A 15936-nucleotide genomic window follows, 5' to 3' on the forward strand; every position below is an offset into this window, starting at 1 on the left:
CCAGGGTCAGGGGTGTCAGTTCAGCTCGGGACGGGCGAAACGACGATTCTCCAGCACCGGCAGCACGCGGCGGGCGTAGGCGATGCGGTCAGGATCAATATCGGCAAACATCAGCGTCGGCGATTCTGCCGCATTAGCGATCACCACGCCCAGCGGATCGACCACCAGACTGTTGCCGATATTGCGCGGACCACATTCCCCGACAGCCACCACGTAGCAGGTATTTTCCAGCGCCCGGGCGCGGTTCAGCAGTTCCCAGTGCATCTCTTTCAGCGGTCCTTTTACCCACGCGGCAGGCAGCACCAGCAGGTCTGCACCATCCAGCACCAGCCGGCGCGCCAGCTCCGGGAAGCGCACGTCATAACAGGTCATCAGACCGACTTTTAACCCCGCCACCTCGACCAGCGGCGGAATGACATGGCCCGGATTCACCCGCTGCGACTCCTGCATGGCGAAGGCATCGTAGAGATGCAGTTTTTCATAGGCCGCAATGATTTTGCCGTTGCGAATAGCGATCAACACGTTGAGGGCTTTTTGCTCTGCGGCGGGAACATGCACGCTCATCATGGTGGTGAGGGCGTTATGCTGGCTGGCCGCCAGCAGCTGGCTGACAAACGGGCCGTCCAGCGGTTGCGCCGCCTTTAACACTAAATCGGGATCGGTAATATCACGCGCCAGTACCCCTTCCGGCAGCACCAGCAGATCGGCACCGCCCGCAGCGGCCCGCTGCATTAACGTCAGGCAGAGGGTGGCGTTCTCCTGCCATTCACGGCTGACGGCAAATTGTCCCATCGCAACTTTCATCATTTCTCTCCTCCTGCCAGCGGAAATATCGCTTCCGGCGTCAGTAATCTGTGGGTTAATCCCTGCTGGAACAGTTCACGGCCAAAATCCGCAATCATCTTTCTATTAGCGGCAAAACCATTCTCATTCCAGCTGGCCGGTAATTCCTGCGCGGTCCGTCGCAAATCGTCCAGCAGCCACGGCGTGGTGTCGGCATATTTCTCCCTTTTCTGCATCCACAAAGCATAGGAGCGATCGATCACCTCACTGAGTGCGGCAGGCAGCCACGGATGCTGCGCCGCCAGCGCCGGTTTTATCGCCAGAATATGAATGCCGGGCACATAGCCGACGCGGTTGAAGTAGGCCCGCTCAGCCTGATAGAAGTCAGGCTGGAGCTGACGCAGACCGGACGCCGGCAGAAAAAAGCCTTCCGGCATAAACGGGGTAAACACCGCATCCAGCTCACCCGCTTTCAGCAGCTCAATCAGGGGGCGCTCGCCTGGCGCAGGCTCAATCCGGCCCGGTCGGCCAAACCCCGCCAGCCGGTCGACAATCGGATGATCGGCTGTCAGCCGCCCGGCAAACCAGCGGACGTCATCAATCCCGACTCCCGCTTCGCGCAGCACCGTACGCGTCCAGGTATTGCCCGAATCCTGCCAGCCGGTAACACCGATTCTTTTGCCCTTCAGCTCTGCAGGCGTCGTGATGGGACTCTCCGCCGTGGTAATGATGCAGCGCTGACGAAAACCGCGCATCAGGAAGTGCGGTAAGCCCAGCAGTGACGCATCGTCTCTGGCCCGCGCCTGGGCGTAACGGCTGAATGACACTTCGCCGGCGTCATAATCGGGGCTGCTGGCAAGGTCATTAACCAGCGTTCCGACCCGATCGATCTGCAGATCAAAGTCGTCCGGTGTGATATCGCCCAGCGCCAGGGGAGTAAAGTAGTCCCAGTCGCGCACTGCCAGTCTGATACTCAGCCTTGCCATGATCTCTCCGTTTACGCCGTGCCGCGAGGCCGGGCGGGTTAATGCATCAAATAGTGCTTGAATTTGATACTAGATCCGGAATACTGACCTGAACAATCATTAATTTGTTACTGAACAAAGTATTTTCTTATGACGCAAATGGTCGATCTGAACTGGTTTTGTAACCAGATAACTACTCCATCAGTAAAAGGGATTGCTCAGGCGGCATCAGGCCTGATTCGTGACGGGCAGATTGCTGTCGGGATGCAGATGCCGGCGGTACGGGAGATCGCGGAGCGGCTGGGGATCAGCCCGGCAACCGTTTCTGCTGCCTGGTCGCAGCTAAAGAAGCATAAAGTGCTGGCGGGTAAAGGACGCAGCGGTGTCTGGGTCAGCGGCAATAGCGTCATGCCGCGACCGATCCGCTTTGAAAAGATCGGCAATTATGGCGAACACATTCGCGCCGATCTGGCGATGGCCTCCCCCGATCCGGCTTTGTTACCTGAGCTGCAAAATGCACTGCAGGCGGCGTTGCGATCGCCACAGCTGAACAGCTACACCCGTGAAGCCATTTCAGCGCCGCTGCTGCAGGCGATAACGCCGCGCTGGCCTTATCCGGCGGAAGCCTTCCTGGCAACCGACGGCGGCTTCGATGCGATGAATTTGCTGGTGCAGACGCTGGTTTCCCCTGGCGATCGGGTGATCATTGAAGATCCCACCGCCACCCGCCTGCTTGATATGCTGGATAATGTCGGCGCTGAGATTTTGCCGCTGGCCTGTGATGATGAGGGGCCGTTGCCTGAGGTGTTAAGTGCCCTGCTGACACGCGCGCCGGTGATGCTGATTTATCAGCCGCGCACCCATTCCGCCACCGGACGGACAATCAGTGTGGCGCGGCGTCAGGCGCTGGCACAGGTGCTGGCGAACAGCAGCACGCTGATCGTGGAAGATGATGGCATTGGTGATCTTTCGGCCGCGGAGAGCTGGAGTCTGGGGACGCAGTTTCCCGAGCGTACCCTGCACGTCCGCTCCTTTTCCAAAGCCTACGGACCCGATTTGCGGCTGGCGGTATTATCCGCCACGGCGGAGATGGTAAAGCGTATTCAGGCATGGCGAAACTTTGGCGTCAGCTGGACCAGCCGTATTTTGCAGGATGCGGTAGCGTGGTTGCTGGAGGATGAGGTGACCCAGCAGCAGATAGCCACGGCACGACAGGTTTATCATCAGCGTCGCGAGCAACTGCGGCAGGCGCTGGCGCAGCGTGGACTGATGCTGCCGCCACAGGATGGACTGAGTCTCTATATTCCGGTGGCCTCAGAGCAATTTGCCATGATTACGCTGGCCGCGCGCGGTATCGCCGTGCTACCCGGTGAGCGTTGCCGGCTGGGACCGACGCAGTTTATCCGGGTCAGTATTGCCAGCCTGAAAGATGAACAGCGTGAAATGATCGCTGAAGCGCTGGTCATCGCGTCCGGCCGTGAAGCTAGCGCGCGGGCAGATCTTTAACGTGGTAGCGCGGCGATTCAACATAACCCTCACGGGCATAAAACTGATTCGCCTTGAGGCGGGATTGATGACAATGCACTTCCATCCGATCGCATCCGCGCTGAGTTGCCAGTGATTCGGCGTGCTGTAACAGCTGCTGGCCGACCCCTTTGCTGCGCTCACCTTCCGCAATGCAGAAGTAGCTGATGCGGGCAAAATCCCCGGCCAGCGCCAGTTGCGGGATAAAGTGCATCGATAAAAAGCCGAGCACCTGATTGCCGAACTCGGCCACCAGCAATGCTTCACTGCGATCGCTGCTCAACTGCGCCAGACGCTGCTCAATGAAATTTTCGGTGCCGCCATAACCTAACTCACTCAGCAGTGCACTGAGCGCAAAACTGTCTTTTAAATTCGCCTGACGTATATTCATCCTGTTTCCTCAGTCGCCCGCTGCCGTCACCTTGTTATATAGCGTTGGACAATAAAAAGCTGCAAGTAAGGTTGTTAGGATTATGTTACGAGGATTTATTGTGAAGCGCCGCGCAGTTTGTGCGGCCAGCACGCCGCTGCAGGGGCTTTTGATGCGGAGGTGTCGCGGATGGCAGCCATAAAAAAACCCGCCATAAGGCGGGTTTTTAGAATTCTGACTGTTAACTTACAGACTGATAACGTTAGCAGCAGATGGGCCTTTCGCGCCGTCGGTGATTTCAAACTCAACGCGCTGACCTTCAGCCAGAGTTTTGAAGCCGTTGCTCTGGATTGCAGAGAAATGTACGAATACATCTTTGCTGCCATCTTCAGGAGTAATGAAACCGAATCCTTTAGATTCATTAAACCACTTAACGTTACCTTTGATCTTAGACATCTATATTACCTTTACATGAAAAATGGACACTAAACTGTGTCGCCATCTAGTACAGCAATTGCGGAGGGATTTGTCCAGTGCGATTTGATGAAAAAGTGATAAATTTCGACTTTCTGCTTACCCATCACACTTTCCTACTTTTTACCTTGCCAAAAAAACCCTTTTTGTTGCAGGGGAATAGTCATCAAGCCGGCGGTAACCTGCTGGAAACTGGATGATTTTCCGCTCAGTGATCCAGGTTGAGTTCAGGCTTAGCTCAGATTAAGCATTAAAATCCATTTTGCTGATAAGCAGACCATCCGGCGATAAGGATCGCCTTTACGCCGCCATTTCAGCCGATGACATCGCCGCCGGTCAGGCCGTTTTTGTCATTTTTATCCGCTTTTCAGCCCATTTTCCTCTTCCGGCCCGCCTGCGGCAGCAATCACCTGCCAGAGATGCGACTTAAGCGCTGGCGTCACTGTCAGTTAAATCTGCTTTTTACCTGTTCCAGATCAGGCTGTGGTGCCGCAGGAGACCCCACAGACCGCCTGCCTGCTCATATTTCAGGCTAAAGATTAAAAACATTGATTCAAATCAAAGAAATGCCTTTCTGCTATTCCATACGCATTTGGCAACAAACAATAGCGGTCATAAGACACTATTTTTTTCTGCACCCGGCAGGATAATATTGGCAGGGAATAAATAAGGAATGTTTACCTGTCGGATTGATCAGCGGCTAAATCCACCTTTGTGACTAACAGGGAGAAGAGCATCAGGATGGTAATGAAAATTCGTTGTAACCAATGCGGAAGTGCCCGGTTTATTTTTACTGAACGCGATGGTGAAGCTTTCACTTTCCACGGTGCCTGTTGTGCACACTGTAAGAAGCGACTGGAGGCGAAAGATCTGCTGCCTGAAACGCCGATGGACCCGATCGCCCATTGCCTGATTGATCAGCATAAAAATGCCTCGGGCACCTGAGTAAGGTGCCCGCTGAAGCTGAAACCGAAAAGCGCGATCAGAAAATCAGTTTGAAGACCCCTGTCAGGGTGAGCAGACCCACGATAAAAATGATGGCAATAATCCACAGAATAATTTTCATTTCCTTCTCCCTCTCCAATAAAAAACCTTTCCCGTAAACAGTATAGCCAAAAAAATGACCTTTGCCGCTTCCCTTGCCCGGCCTTCATTCTGACGGCGGCTTATCGCTGCTTTAATCGAAATTCTGCGGAGCGGATCGCAACGCGAAATTTTTGCGGCGGCTGTTTTTCGATTTGCAGATAAATCCTGGCTAAAATTTAACCGGCAAGGCAGGCCTCTTTGGTTATCACCTGAATATGCTTAGCAAGGAGATCTTATGACCACCATTAATACCAGCATGGGCCGCTACAGCCTAAAGGCAAAAAACAGCGGCGATCACATCAAAGGCTCTTTCGCCATCAATGATGAAGGCGGCACTCAACTCACGATGCAGGAGTTTGAGGAGCATTACCTTGATGATGTGGTGAACAACGTGATTTATCCGGTCACTGGCGGCAACCGCGAGATTGCGCGTGCGCTGCGGGAACAAATGATTAAAGCCGGTTTTGAACAGCCACATTAAGCTGTTCTGCCGCATTCTGAGAGAAATTCCGGGCCGCACACTGCGGCCCTTTTCCGGCTTAAAAACTGACTTGCCGTTGTCCCTTTTTCGCCGCAGGATGACCTATCCCACTGAAAAGGAGTACAACGTGAGCACCCTACTTCACATTAATGCCACGCGCCTGCATCAGTTCACCGAAGCGATCTGGCTTGCTGCCGGTAGTCAGCAGGAAGAGGCGCGTCTGGTGGCCGATCATCTGGTGGCCGCCAACCTGGCCGGACACGATTCGCACGGCGTCGGCATGATCCCCAGCTACATGGCGTCACTGAAACAGGGACATCTGCAACTCAATCAGCGTCCCACGCTGGATAAAGACAACGGTGCGGTGCTGACGCTGAATGCCCATCAGGGCTTTGGTCAGGTCGCCGCCTGGGAAGCGATGAAGCTCGGTATCGAACGGGCGGAGAAACTGGGCATCGCCGCAGTCGGTCTGCACCATTCGCACCACATCGGCCGTATCGGTCACTGGGCCGAGCAATGCGCGGCGGCGGGTTTCGTCTCCTTCCATTTCGTTAACGTGATGGGCGACCCGATGGTCGCGCCATTCGGCGGCAGCGATCGGCGCTTTGGCACCAATCCATTCTGCGCCATTTTCCCGCGCCCGCATGCCCGGCCACTGCTGCTCGATTTCGCCACCAGCGGCATTGCCTATGGCAAAACCCGGGTGGCATGGAACAAGGGTGTCGAAGTCGCACCGGGTTACCTGATCGATGCGCAGGGTCAGCCGACGACCGACCCGGGCGTGATGCACCAGTCACCGCATGGTTCGCTGCTGCCCTTTGGTCTGCACAAGGGCTATGCGCTGGCGACGCTGTGTGAAATTCTCGGCGGAGCGTTGTCGGGTGGACGCACCACGCATCAGGCCACCTTGCAAAGCGGCAATGACGCCATTTTTAACTGCATGACCACCATTATCCTCAATCCGGCGGCGTTTGATGCGCCCGCGATGCAGGATGAGGCGGAAGCTTTTCTTGACTGGGTTAAAGCGTCGCCACCCAGTGGTGATGCGCCGATTCAGGTACCGGGTGAATGGGAAGAGGCCAATCGTATTGCCCGCGATCGTGAGGGCATTCCGCTGGATAGCACCAGCTGGCAGCAGATCTGTCAGGCAGCAACAGAGGCGGGAATGTCGGCGGAGGAACTGGCGGCTTTCCGCGCGCTGGCGGTGTAACGCAGGCGGGAACAGCACGCCGCTGGCAGATTGTCTGCCAGCGGCTGCGGGTTAAATCACCATCGACAGCAGTAAGCAGCCAATCAGGCCGCAGACGGAAATGATGGTTTCCAGCGCTGACCACGACCGAATGGTTTCACCGATCGTCAGGTTGAAATACTCCTTAAACAGCCAGAAGCCAGGATCGTTGACGTGAGAGAAAATCACGCTGCCTGAACCAACCGCAATCACCATCAGTTCCGGGCTGGCACCGCTGGTGACAATCAGCGGCGCAACAATACCACCGGCGGTGATCGCCGCAACCGTTGCCGACCCCAGCGCAATGCGCAGTACTGCCGCAATCGACCACGCCATAAAGATCGGCGAGAGCTGGGTAGAGTGCATCATGTTAGCGATATATTTATCCACGCCGCTGTCGACCAGCACCTGCTTAAAGGCACCGCCACCACCGATAATTAACAGCATCATGGCGATGATTTTGATCGAATCGCTCAGGGTCTCCATCACCTGATCCATGCTGCGGCCGCGGTTCAGACCGAAAGTGAAGATCGCAATCAGTACCGCAATCAGCGTAGCCATCACCGGATCGCCGAAGAACTCGGCGTAAGGCAGCAGCACATGGCCTTTCGGCAACAGCATCTCGGCCACCGCACGCAACGCCATCAGCACCACCGGAACCAGTGAGGTCCAGACGCTGACGCCAAAGCCCGGCATCTCTGCTTCGGTAAAGGTTTTCGGGTTGTAGAGCCCCTGCGGGATCGGTTTATCAATGCCTTTCAGGAAGCGGGCATAGACCGGACCGGCCAGAATTACGGTAGGAATGCCGAGCAGCGTACCGAACAGCAACGTTTTTCCCATATCCGCATTGAACAGCGTGGCAATGGCGGTCGGACCCGGATGCGGCGGTAAAAAGCCGTGCGTCACCGAGAGCGCGGCGGCCATCGGCACCCCGACATAGAGCAGCGGGACGCGCGCCGATGCGGCCACGCTGAACACCAGCGGCAGCATCAGTACAAAGCCCACTTCATAGAACAGCGCAAAGCCGACGATAAAGCCGGTCAGCACCAGCGCCCACTGAATATGCTTTGTGCCAAACTTTTCGATTAAGGTGGTGGCAATCCGCTGCGCGCCCCCGCAATCGGCCAGCATCTTACCGAGCATGGCACCAAAGCCCATGATCAGCGCCAGGCTGCCGAGCGTGCCGCCCACACCGGTTTTAATCGAGGTAATCACTTTATTGACCGGCATGCCCTGCATCACACCGACCGCCAGCGCCACCAGAATGAGCGCGATAAATCCATTAAGCTTAAAGCGAATCATCAGCAGCAGCAGTAACGCGACGCCGATCGCCACATAGAGTAATGGCATAGGTTTTCTCCACCTTGCGCACTGAACGGCGTTCAGTGCCGGTTTGTTATCATCATCCCCTGAGGGCTACAAAACAGTGCGCTTGTAAGAGTTTTTAACATTCCGACAACCGCTGTTACCGATAACATGTTAAGGGTAACATCCGCAGGAAAGCACCACCCCGCCGCCAGTGAATTTCTGTTTTGCGAAGGTGATCAACTTTTTGCCGCGGCGTTATCAGAAAGTTTGCCAGCGCTGGCGGCGCGCTTTTCGTTACACTCTGATTTTAGCGAAAATGTAAAAGGATGCGCTGGTGAGTGAGAATCTGAGTGAGCTGTACAGTAATCAACGAACCCTGTTCGGACGCGGCAGTCTTGATAAGCTGGTGCCGCTGCTGGCTGCGCAGTCTCAGCCTACCCTGCTGTTTTGTGGACAATCGTTTTTACAGAGCGCGGCCTATGACCGCCTGAAAGCGGAGCTTAACCGTCAGATTATTGGCTATGAGATTGTCAGCCATGAAGCTTCGCCTGCTGACATTGACGGCTGGGTCGCGCGCTGGCGCGGCCATGTGGACCGGGTGGTGGCGATTGGCGGCGGCAGCGTGCTGGATGCGGCCAAAGCCTTTAGTGCCATGATGCAGCATCCGCTGCCGACCGCGCGTTATCTGGAAAAAGTCGGCGACACGCCGGTCCAGCCGGTGACGCTGCCGCTGATCGCCATCCCGACCACCGCCGGTACCGGCAGTGAAGTAACGCAAAATGCGGTGGTCACCGACCAGCACGATATCCAGGTGAAAGCCTCACTGCGCCATGCGATGTTTGTGCCGCAGGTGGCAATTCTCGACCCGGACCTGCTGAAGGGGGCGCCCGACCCGGTACTGGCGACCTGTGGCATTGATGCCTTCACCCATCTGTTTGAAGCCTGGCTCTCCAGCAAGGGCAATCTGTTTACCCGCCAGCTGGCGCTGACCGGCTTACGCCAGTTTGTTCAGGCCTGGCCCAACCTCAACCGACAGGATGCCGACGGCGACCGGGCGCGTGAAGCGATGATGATGGCGTCATGGCTGGGCGGCGTCAGTCTCAGCAGCGCCGGACTGGGAGTGATCCACGGTATTGCCGGCGAGCTGGGAGCAATAAAACCGTTTCACCATGGCGAAGTGTGCGGACGCCTGCTGTTTCCGTTCCTCGACCAGCTGGCTGACAGCACACATCCGCAGCAGCGTGCGTTGATGGATGAGCTGCATCCGCAGCTTTTCAGCGAACCGACCGATTCACCGGCCAGCTACCTCAAGCAGTGGCTGCAGCAGCAGGCGATTACCCCGTTCTGGCGCGGTGGGCCCAGCCTGACCGCCGACGAGGTGGAGTGGATCCTGGCTCGTGCTAACAGCAAAAATTCGCTGGTGAACTACAGTCGCGAACAGATGCACGCCATGCTTACACAGGCGTGGCCCCTGACCCACTGATCCACGCGACGTAGCTGGCCTTGCCCGGCCGCGCCGGGCATATCCGGCCGCGCCGGGCATATCCGACCGCGCCGGGTCGCGACCTTAGTCCGCCGGAGCGGCGAACGGTCCCTCGCCTGCCAGCATCTGCTCAATCACCTGCAGTACCCCCTGCTGATTATTGGTCGGGGCCAGATAGCGGGCAGCCTGCTTTACCCGCTCCGGCGCATTGCCCATGGCAAAGCTGAAGCCTGACTGTTTCAGCATCTCCAGATCGTTACCGCCATCGCCAAACGCCAGCACCTGGTGGTGGCCGATGCCCCAACGCTGTGCCAGTAAGTCCAGGCCATGAGCTTTATGGTTACCCGGCACAATCAGATCAACAGAACCATGTCCGCTGGAGGTCGCTGCGACTTTGCCCTGATGCAGCCGTTCGATATCGGCCATCAGCGGTTCGATGTAGTCATCCGACAGATTAAGCGCGAACTTAAACAGCCGGTCATCCTGGGTCTCCTCCAGGCTGCGAATCGGCCTGAGCCGGTGACAGTAGTGCCGCATCTTAACCAGCCACGTCTCTTCCATGCCCTCAAAGTAATAAGCGCTGTTACGCCCACACAACAGATAACGCAGGCCGGGATAGTGACCGTTTTGCAGCGTGTCGATCACCGCCCCGACATCGTGACGGTCAAAAGCGCCGCAAAACAGCTCTTCATCCCGATCGATAATCCACGCGCCGTTCTCCGCCACAAAGGCGATGTCGCTGGCGATCTGCGGGAAGAAGGATTTGAGCTGGTAGTACTGGTTGCCGCTGGCAACGACAAATTTAATCTCACGGGCGGTGAGCTGCTGATAGCAGTCGAGAAAGCGGGATCGATTATACTGCTTCTGGTCATCCAGAAAGGTGCCATCCATATCTACCGCAACCATCTTAACCGTCGTCATCATGACTCCTTACATGCCGGGGTTCTGTGAGTGGACTGTCAGGATAGCCGCTGACGCGGCAAAACGGAAAGTGTAACGGAAGGCCAGGGCCAACCGCTGGACGCCCTTCCCTGGGCGAAGTGGGGTGCAGCATGTTCGATGGACGGGTGTCGTTGCGTGACTTTTGCTACGCGCTTTTCGTTACGTAATTAGTTCAGCGCGCTGCTCAGAATCAGCGAGGTAATCACGCCCGTGGCAGCAGCGATCAGCACATAGTTGCCGTCGATGTAGGCCCAGTGTTCGCCACGCGGCGGTTCACGTAAACCCCGGTCATGCCAGTCGTTGATGCGGTAACGATCGCCACGATATTCTGCCGGAATCGGATGGCCGCGACGGAAATCGTGGCCGTTCCAGGCGAAATGATCGCGATCGGCACGCGGGCCATCGTTATGCCGGCCATTATTGCCGCGGTTGTCGTGTCCTTTATCGCGGTCGTGTCCCTTGTCGCGGTCGTGGCCGCGATTGTCAGCGTGCGATTGATCGCCTTGCTGCCATCGCTGACCGTGCCCGTCGCCCGGACCATCCGCCAGTGCGGTGTGAGAAAAAAGCGTGCTGCATGCAAAAAGTGAAGCGATAACGGTTAAGGTTGTTTTTTTCATGGTACTGCCTCCGAAGATAACGGTTATTCAGGCACCGTTGAGCATCATAGTGGCAATAATCTGGCGGGTCAGCATCAGTAAAAGTCTTAAAAACCGGTAACTTACACACTATTACGCTTGCTTAGCGCTTTCTTAACACTGGCCCGATTTCTCTCCATATTCTGGCCCTGAGCTGGCTAACGCTGTATTAACTGGCAAACAGCGGATATCCAGCGCGGCTCGGGCTTCCTTGAGAATATTCTTAATTCATCGCCCGGTGACAAATTGGATCGTTATTTAACGCGCGCGATCAAACTGAAGCGGGAATCAGGCCAGCTGGCTAACGCCATATATAAAAAAAACCGATCGAAAGCGATCGGTAATTAACACGCCACACCAGCAGATGAGGTGAAACCCTTAATAAAATCAAGCAATAACCTGAGCACGCAACACCACATCACCAGTGCTGCCCGTCAAACATAGCATTGTCTGGCTATTTTTATCGTGATGATAAATCCTGTTTTACAGAATATTATTTATTTTCCTCGCCACTTCTTAAATTAATCTTTCGGCAGGCGAAAAAGTCAGGAATAAGGACAAACGTCTGGCAGAGAGGATGGTGGAAATAGATCGCAATGCTGACCGGTTCAGGCCCACTGATAAGCAGGGCACTCACCGGTGCCCTGCAGCGTGCAGCGTCAGGGAGTACTCAGCACGATCGGCGCGTCGGGTAAGCGGGTAAAGTGGCTCACGATATGATGATAATCCGCGGTCGGATCGAGATCGCTGAAGGTCTGCGGATAGAGATCTTTCGCCAGGATCTCCATGCCAATAATGTTATACGGATGGTTATAAAAATGATGATACACACCGTAAACCCGCTGTTGTTTCACCGGGGCGATCTGCGCCAGCCCGGTACGGGACAGCAACCGGCTGAAGGTGGCATTAATCTCTGGCTGGCTGGCCGCGTAACCAAACGGCAGTACGTTGCTGTTGGGCCGTTTTGAGCCGGTCATGATGTAGACATCCGGCTTCATGGCGATGATTTTTTCCAGTGAGACGAAACCGGAACTGCCTGGCAGCAGCGCTGAGCCGATATTTTTGCCGCCCACCGCTTCCACCAGTGCACCCCAGCCGTTATGACCGTGAGTGAAGCAACAGTTATCGCTGTTACCGGCTATCGGCTCGATAAACACCGTCGGCTTGTGCTGCACCTGCGCCACGCCCTGCTGAATCCGCTGCCAGCGCTGCTGATAAAAATCGGTATAGGCTTTGGCCTCGGCTTCGCGGTTCAGCACTTTACCGAGCAGGGTGATGCCCGGCACCGTGTTCTGCTTCGGCTGCAGCTCATCGTCGAGGAACAGCACCGGAATATGCAGATTTTTTAACGTTGCCAGCACGCCCGATTGGGTCAGCGCCGGTTTAGCACGCAGCTGAGCAATCATCAGATCGGGCTGTTTCGCCAGCACGCTCTCCAGATCAACCTGCCCCTGATCGTTAAAGCCCATGTCAACGATGGAAGAAGCCTGCGGCCAGCGCTGCTTCAGCAGATCCCAGGTCTGGGTATCCTGCTTTTTGGGCAGATTATTCCACGCCACCACCCGCTGGAACGGATTTTGTCGGTCCAGCAAGGCCAGCGCCAGAATGTCGCGTCCATCCTGCAAAATCACATGCTGCGGCTCTTTTTGCAGCGTAATGGTTTGCCCATCAAGATCGGTCACCGTGACCGGATACGTAGTGGCCGCGCAGGCGGTTGACAACAAAATTGTGGTGGCAGCAAGCAGCCTGGTTTTCATTTTTCAGCACCCGGTTAAGGAATAATAATTATTCGCGTTAACTCTAACATGCTAATAAGTAACAAAAGTAAACCATTGCTGAATAGATACGTCAGCCCGGAGGCCGCTGAGCATGCAGAAGCGCGGTGAGAAGATATTGATTAGCGCCTGCCTGATGGGCTTTCGGGTGCGCTACAACGGCAGTGACAAAAAGCAGGTGCTGGCCGCGCTGACGCAGTGGCAGCGCGAGCAGCGGCTGGTGCTGCACTGCCCTGAGCTTGCTGCCGGTTTACCCACTCCGCGCCTGCCGGCTGAGATTGTCGGCGGCAGCGGTGCCGATGTGCTGGCGGGACGGGCCAGGGTAGTGGAATCAGACGGACGGGATATGACGCAGACTTATCTGCTCGCCGCGTGGCTGGCACTCGAGACCGCGCAGCAGCAAGGATGCCGCTTTGCCCTGCTCAGCGATGGCAGCCCGACCTGTGGCAGTCAGGCCATATACGACGGCAGCTTCAGCGGCCAGCGTCAACCCGGTGCGGGTGTCGCCGCCGCCCTGTTACGCCAGCACAACATTGCGGTGTACGCTGAACAGCAGGCGGGCGAACTGCTGGCCCACCTCAACCGGATTGCGCCGCGGCTACCCGGTTAAACCGCTCAGTGCGCCAGTGAGTAGAAGATGGCAGAGATGGCGATCAGGCCGGTCAGCACCACAAACAGGTTACTGATTTTGCCACTGTACTGACGCATCGCCGGGACTTTCTGAATCGCGTACATCGGCATCAGGAACAGGATCATCGCAATCACCGGGCCACCGAGCGTCTCAATCATCCCGAGAATATTGGGATCGAGGGTCGCCACCAGCCAGGTAGTCAGCAACATAAACAGTGAGGTCAGGCGGTTCAGCCGGGCGGGCGCGATCTGTTTGCCGCGGCTGCGCAGCGCCTTATTTACCATGCCGTTAAAGCCTTCACGCGCGCCAAGATAGTGCCCGAGGAACGATTTGGTGATCGCCACAATCGCAATTATCGGGCCAAGCCAGGCGATGACCGGCACCTGAAAGTGGTTAGCCAGATAGGAAAGAATGGTGATGTTCTGCGCCTTGGCCGCGTGCAGGTCGGCGGACGACAGGCTCAGCACGCAGCTGAAGACAAAAAACATCACCGTCACCACCATCAGCAGATGGGCACAGGCCAGAATGCGGGAACACTTTTTTTCTGCCGCCTCGCCATACTCTTCACGCTTCGCCACGGCAAACGACGAGATGATCGGCGAGTGATTGAAGGAGAAGACCATCACCGGGATCGCCAGCCACAGCGTCATCAATAAACCGTTGCCGCCAGGCGCAGCGCTGTTCAGCGTGGTCAGCGCGGCGCCGTGCCAGTGCGGGATCAGATAGCAGGCCATCAGCATCAATACCGCCACAAAAGGATAAACCAGCACGCTCATCGCTTTGACGATCATCTGCTCACCAAAACGCACAATCATCATCAGGCCGACAATCAGCAACAGCGACAGCAGGATGCGCGGTGGCGGCACCAGTCCCAGCTGATTGACCATCAGGCTCTCAACCGTGTTGGTAATGGCAACGCTGTACATCAGCAGAATCGGGTAGATGGCAAAGAAGTAGAGCAGCGTAATCAGCTTACCGGCGCCGGTGCCAAAATGCTCTTCGACCACGTCGGTGATGTCGCCCGCCGGATTTTTTCCGGAGAGCACAAAGCGCGTCAGGGCGCGGTGCGCAAAGAAGGTCAGCGGAAAAGCCAGTATCGCCATAATGATCAGCGGGATCAGTCCACCCACGCCGGCATTAATCGGCAGAAACAGTACGCCGGTACCAATCGCGGTGCCGTATAAGCCCAGCATCCATAGGGTATCGGTTTTACGCCATGCCGTATCGACGTCACTTTCAAGCGCGCCCAGCGTGCCTGTTTGCGTGGTTTTCATCTGCCCTTCCCGTTTAAAAGCCGCCAGTCATCTGACTGCCAGAGCAGAAAGCGCCAGCTTGCCGCGTCCGCTCCGGGCCAGACATCACTGCGTCAGCTTGTTTGCCAGGATGGCTTCCTGACCCGCTGACGCACAGGTAATCGATTGCGTGCGCCTCTTTTTACACTACCTGACGATAAAAGTTCAAGCTATGCGGATTAATGCGCATAAATCGCTGAAAAAACCGTCAGGTTGTGCGCCACGTCACTGCCCGATAATGCCACTTTTACGCCGCTTTTACCGCACTGACGTCGCCGGGCGGCGCGATGAGTGAGCCTGCCGGGCTACGCTTTGGCTATGCTTGAGGCATCGGCTGACACACGACACAGGAGAACAGAATGAAAATTGCCTGCCTTGGATGGGGATCGCTGATTTGGAAATCGGGTGCGTTGCCGGTGGCCAGCCCCTGGCATTGTGATGGCCCGCGGGTGCCGATTGAATTTGTCCGCATCAGTGAAGGCGGTGAACTGGCAACGGCCATCTGCCTCAATGCCACACCGGTACCGGTGTTGTGGGCCTGGCTGAATACCGCCTCACTGGAGACCGCCTGTCGCGCGCTGCGTGAGCGGGAAGGCATTCCGGACAGCCGGGAGGATGGGCTGGGCATTCTGACGGTCACCGACACGTCGGCGGGACCGCTGGCGGACTGGGCGCGTGCCAGAGGCATTGAAGGCCTGATCTGGACCGCATTACCCGCCTGCATGGCGGGCGTAGAAGGCCGTATTCCTGCCCTTGATGAGGCAGTGGCATACCTGCAGCGGCTGGAGGGTGACACGCGTGAACATGCGCGTCGCTACATTGAACAGGTGCCGGCCCAAATCGACACTGCTTACCGACGGGCATTTGCCGCCCTGCCCGGCTGGCAGCGCATCATCCCGGACTGATCGGCCATCTCGCGGCGCAATCTGTCACCTTATCAACCAGGCTGGACCGTTTCA

The 15936-nt window shown here is 56.5% G+C and carries 17 protein-coding genes; 7 read left to right on the plus strand and 10 right to left on the minus strand.

Annotated features, from left to right (window positions below; translation table 11 throughout):
* Positions 1 to 15 precede the first annotated feature (15 nt).
* Both ABIB18_RS02840 and ABIB18_RS02845 read right to left on the minus strand, forming a co-directional pair.
* The gene (locus ABIB18_RS02840) at positions 16 to 804 is read right to left on the minus strand and encodes a deaminated glutathione amidase (protein WP_031377753.1); all 789 of its coding nucleotides are present in this window, start codon (positions 802 to 804) and stop codon (positions 16 to 18) included.
* A complete protein-coding gene (locus tag ABIB18_RS02845) occupies positions 804 to 1769 on the minus strand; it encodes an ABC transporter substrate-binding protein (RefSeq protein WP_031377752.1) in 966 nt (321 codons plus the stop codon). The genes ABIB18_RS02840 and ABIB18_RS02845 overlap by 1 nt, the downstream gene beginning before the upstream one ends.
* A gap of 129 nt (positions 1770 to 1898) precedes the next feature.
* On the opposite strand from ABIB18_RS02845, the gene ABIB18_RS02850 reads away from it, so the two are divergent.
* Positions 1899 to 3254 carry an aminotransferase-like domain-containing protein gene (locus ABIB18_RS02850; RefSeq protein WP_354473606.1) on the plus strand — a complete coding sequence of 452 codons (1356 nt, stop codon included), beginning with the start codon at positions 1899 to 1901 and terminating at the stop codon, positions 3252 to 3254.
* Here the strand turns inward: ABIB18_RS02850 and ABIB18_RS02855 are convergent.
* Positions 3232 to 3663: a GNAT family N-acetyltransferase gene (locus ABIB18_RS02855; protein ID WP_354473607.1), complete on the minus strand. Its 432-nt coding sequence runs from the start codon at positions 3661 to 3663 to the stop codon at positions 3232 to 3234. The two genes, ABIB18_RS02850 and ABIB18_RS02855, sit on opposite strands and share 23 nt — an antisense overlap.
* Positions 3664 to 3888: 225 nt before the next feature.
* Positions 3889 to 4098 carry a transcription antiterminator/RNA stability regulator CspE gene (gene cspE / locus ABIB18_RS02860; RefSeq protein WP_006118399.1) on the minus strand — a complete coding sequence of 70 codons (210 nt, stop codon included), beginning with the start codon at positions 4096 to 4098 and terminating at the stop codon, positions 3889 to 3891.
* Between the two features lie 765 nt (positions 4099 to 4863).
* On the opposite strand from cspE, the gene ABIB18_RS02865 reads away from it, so the two are divergent.
* On the plus strand, positions 4864 to 5061 hold the full coding sequence (locus tag ABIB18_RS02865) for a hypothetical protein (protein WP_227021875.1): 198 nt from the start codon (positions 4864 to 4866) through the stop codon (positions 5059 to 5061).
* A gap of 37 nt (positions 5062 to 5098) precedes the next feature.
* On the opposite strand, the gene ABIB18_RS23750 is transcribed toward ABIB18_RS02865, so the two are convergent.
* Positions 5099 to 5182 (minus strand): small membrane protein YohP, encoded by an 84-nt coding sequence (locus ABIB18_RS23750; protein ID WP_019105993.1) that lies wholly within the window; start codon positions 5180 to 5182, stop codon positions 5099 to 5101.
* A gap of 255 nt (positions 5183 to 5437) precedes the next feature.
* Here ABIB18_RS23750 and ABIB18_RS02870 point away from each other — a divergent pair, with 255 nt between their 5' ends.
* Positions 5438 to 5683, plus strand: a complete 246-nt coding sequence (locus tag ABIB18_RS02870) for a hypothetical protein (RefSeq protein WP_031377748.1) — start codon at positions 5438 to 5440, stop codon at positions 5681 to 5683.
* Positions 5684 to 5810: 127 nt separating this feature from the next.
* Positions 5811 to 6893 carry a malate/lactate/ureidoglycolate dehydrogenase gene (locus tag ABIB18_RS02875; protein ID WP_094106465.1) on the plus strand — a complete coding sequence of 361 codons (1083 nt, stop codon included), beginning with the start codon at positions 5811 to 5813 and terminating at the stop codon, positions 6891 to 6893.
* Positions 6894 to 6944: 51 nt separating this feature from the next.
* Here ABIB18_RS02875 and gntT read toward each other — a convergent pair whose 3' ends face one another.
* Positions 6945 to 8261 (minus strand): gluconate transporter, encoded by a 1317-nt coding sequence (gene gntT / locus ABIB18_RS02880; protein WP_031377746.1) that lies wholly within the window; start codon positions 8259 to 8261, stop codon positions 6945 to 6947.
* A gap of 292 nt (positions 8262 to 8553) precedes the next feature.
* Here gntT and ABIB18_RS02885 point away from each other — a divergent pair, with 292 nt between their 5' ends.
* Complete coding sequence (locus tag ABIB18_RS02885) at positions 8554 to 9702, plus strand: iron-containing alcohol dehydrogenase (RefSeq protein WP_354473608.1); 1149 nt, start codon at positions 8554 to 8556, stop codon at positions 9700 to 9702.
* A gap of 84 nt (positions 9703 to 9786) precedes the next feature.
* Here the strand turns inward: ABIB18_RS02885 and ABIB18_RS02890 are convergent, their stop codons facing one another.
* From ABIB18_RS02890 to ABIB18_RS02900, 3 genes are all read right to left on the minus strand, one after another.
* Entirely contained in the window at positions 9787 to 10623 is an 837-nt protein-coding gene (locus tag ABIB18_RS02890; RefSeq protein ID WP_031377744.1) for a Cof-type HAD-IIB family hydrolase, read from the minus strand.
* 188 nt (positions 10624 to 10811) lie between these two features.
* Positions 10812 to 11261, minus strand: coding sequence for an RcnB family protein (locus ABIB18_RS02895; protein WP_069728012.1), 450 nt, complete (start codon positions 11259 to 11261; stop codon positions 10812 to 10814).
* A 677-nt stretch (positions 11262 to 11938) separates the two neighbouring features.
* On the minus strand, positions 11939 to 13036 hold the full coding sequence (locus tag ABIB18_RS02900) for an ABC transporter substrate-binding protein (RefSeq protein ID WP_069728011.1): 1098 nt from the start codon (positions 13034 to 13036) through the stop codon (positions 11939 to 11941).
* Between the two features lie 112 nt (positions 13037 to 13148).
* On the opposite strand from ABIB18_RS02900, the gene ABIB18_RS02905 reads away from it, so the two are divergent.
* Complete coding sequence (locus ABIB18_RS02905; RefSeq protein ID WP_069728010.1) at positions 13149 to 13664, plus strand: 2-thiouracil desulfurase family protein; 516 nt, start codon at positions 13149 to 13151, stop codon at positions 13662 to 13664.
* 5 nt (positions 13665 to 13669) lie between these two features.
* Here the strand turns inward: ABIB18_RS02905 and ABIB18_RS02910 are convergent, their stop codons facing one another.
* On the minus strand, positions 13670 to 14959 hold the full coding sequence (locus ABIB18_RS02910; protein ID WP_354473609.1) for an HAAAP family serine/threonine permease: 1290 nt from the start codon (positions 14957 to 14959) through the stop codon (positions 13670 to 13672).
* A 377-nt stretch (positions 14960 to 15336) separates the two neighbouring features.
* Between ABIB18_RS02910 and ABIB18_RS02915 the strand changes: the two genes are divergently transcribed.
* Complete coding sequence (locus ABIB18_RS02915; protein WP_031377739.1) at positions 15337 to 15882, plus strand: hypothetical protein; 546 nt, start codon at positions 15337 to 15339, stop codon at positions 15880 to 15882.
* Positions 15883 to 15936: the final 54 nt, after the last annotated feature.

The organism is Pantoea sp. UYEF8, from assembly GCF_040546285.1.
Taxonomy (GTDB): Bacteria; Pseudomonadota; Gammaproteobacteria; order Enterobacterales; family Enterobacteriaceae; genus Pantoea; species Pantoea brenneri.

Coding starts and splice junctions, on each gene's coding strand:
- ABIB18_RS02855 (WP_354473607.1), bottom strand. CDS start 3,663: ATGAATATACGTCAGGCGAATTTAAAAGACAGTTTTGCGCTCAGTGCA.
- ABIB18_RS02850 (WP_354473606.1), top strand. CDS start 1,899: ATGACGCAAATGGTCGATCTGAACTGGTTTTGTAACCAGATAACTACT.
- ABIB18_RS23750 (WP_019105993.1), bottom strand. CDS start 5,182: ATGAAAATTATTCTGTGGATTATTGCCATCATTTTTATCGTGGGTCTG.
- ABIB18_RS02840 (WP_031377753.1), bottom strand. CDS start 804: ATGAAAGTTGCGATGGGACAATTTGCCGTCAGCCGTGAATGGCAGGAG.
- ABIB18_RS02915 (WP_031377739.1), top strand. CDS start 15,337: ATGAAAATTGCCTGCCTTGGATGGGGATCGCTGATTTGGAAATCGGGT.
- ABIB18_RS02870 (WP_031377748.1), top strand. CDS start 5,438: ATGACCACCATTAATACCAGCATGGGCCGCTACAGCCTAAAGGCAAAA.
- gntT (WP_031377746.1), bottom strand. CDS start 8,261: ATGCCATTACTCTATGTGGCGATCGGCGTCGCGTTACTGCTGCTGCTG.
- ABIB18_RS02910 (WP_354473609.1), bottom strand. CDS start 14,959: ATGAAAACCACGCAAACAGGCACGCTGGGCGCGCTTGAAAGTGACGTC.
- ABIB18_RS02895 (WP_069728012.1), bottom strand. CDS start 11,261: ATGAAAAAAACAACCTTAACCGTTATCGCTTCACTTTTTGCATGCAGC.
- ABIB18_RS02890 (WP_031377744.1), bottom strand. CDS start 10,623: ATGACGACGGTTAAGATGGTTGCGGTAGATATGGATGGCACCTTTCTG.
- ABIB18_RS02865 (WP_227021875.1), top strand. CDS start 4,864: ATGAAAATTCGTTGTAACCAATGCGGAAGTGCCCGGTTTATTTTTACT.
- ABIB18_RS02900 (WP_069728011.1), bottom strand. CDS start 13,036: ATGAAAACCAGGCTGCTTGCTGCCACCACAATTTTGTTGTCAACCGCC.
- ABIB18_RS02845 (WP_031377752.1), bottom strand. CDS start 1,769: ATGGCAAGGCTGAGTATCAGACTGGCAGTGCGCGACTGGGACTACTTT.
- ABIB18_RS02905 (WP_069728010.1), top strand. CDS start 13,149: ATGCAGAAGCGCGGTGAGAAGATATTGATTAGCGCCTGCCTGATGGGC.
- cspE (WP_006118399.1), bottom strand. CDS start 4,098: ATGTCTAAGATCAAAGGTAACGTTAAGTGGTTTAATGAATCTAAAGGA.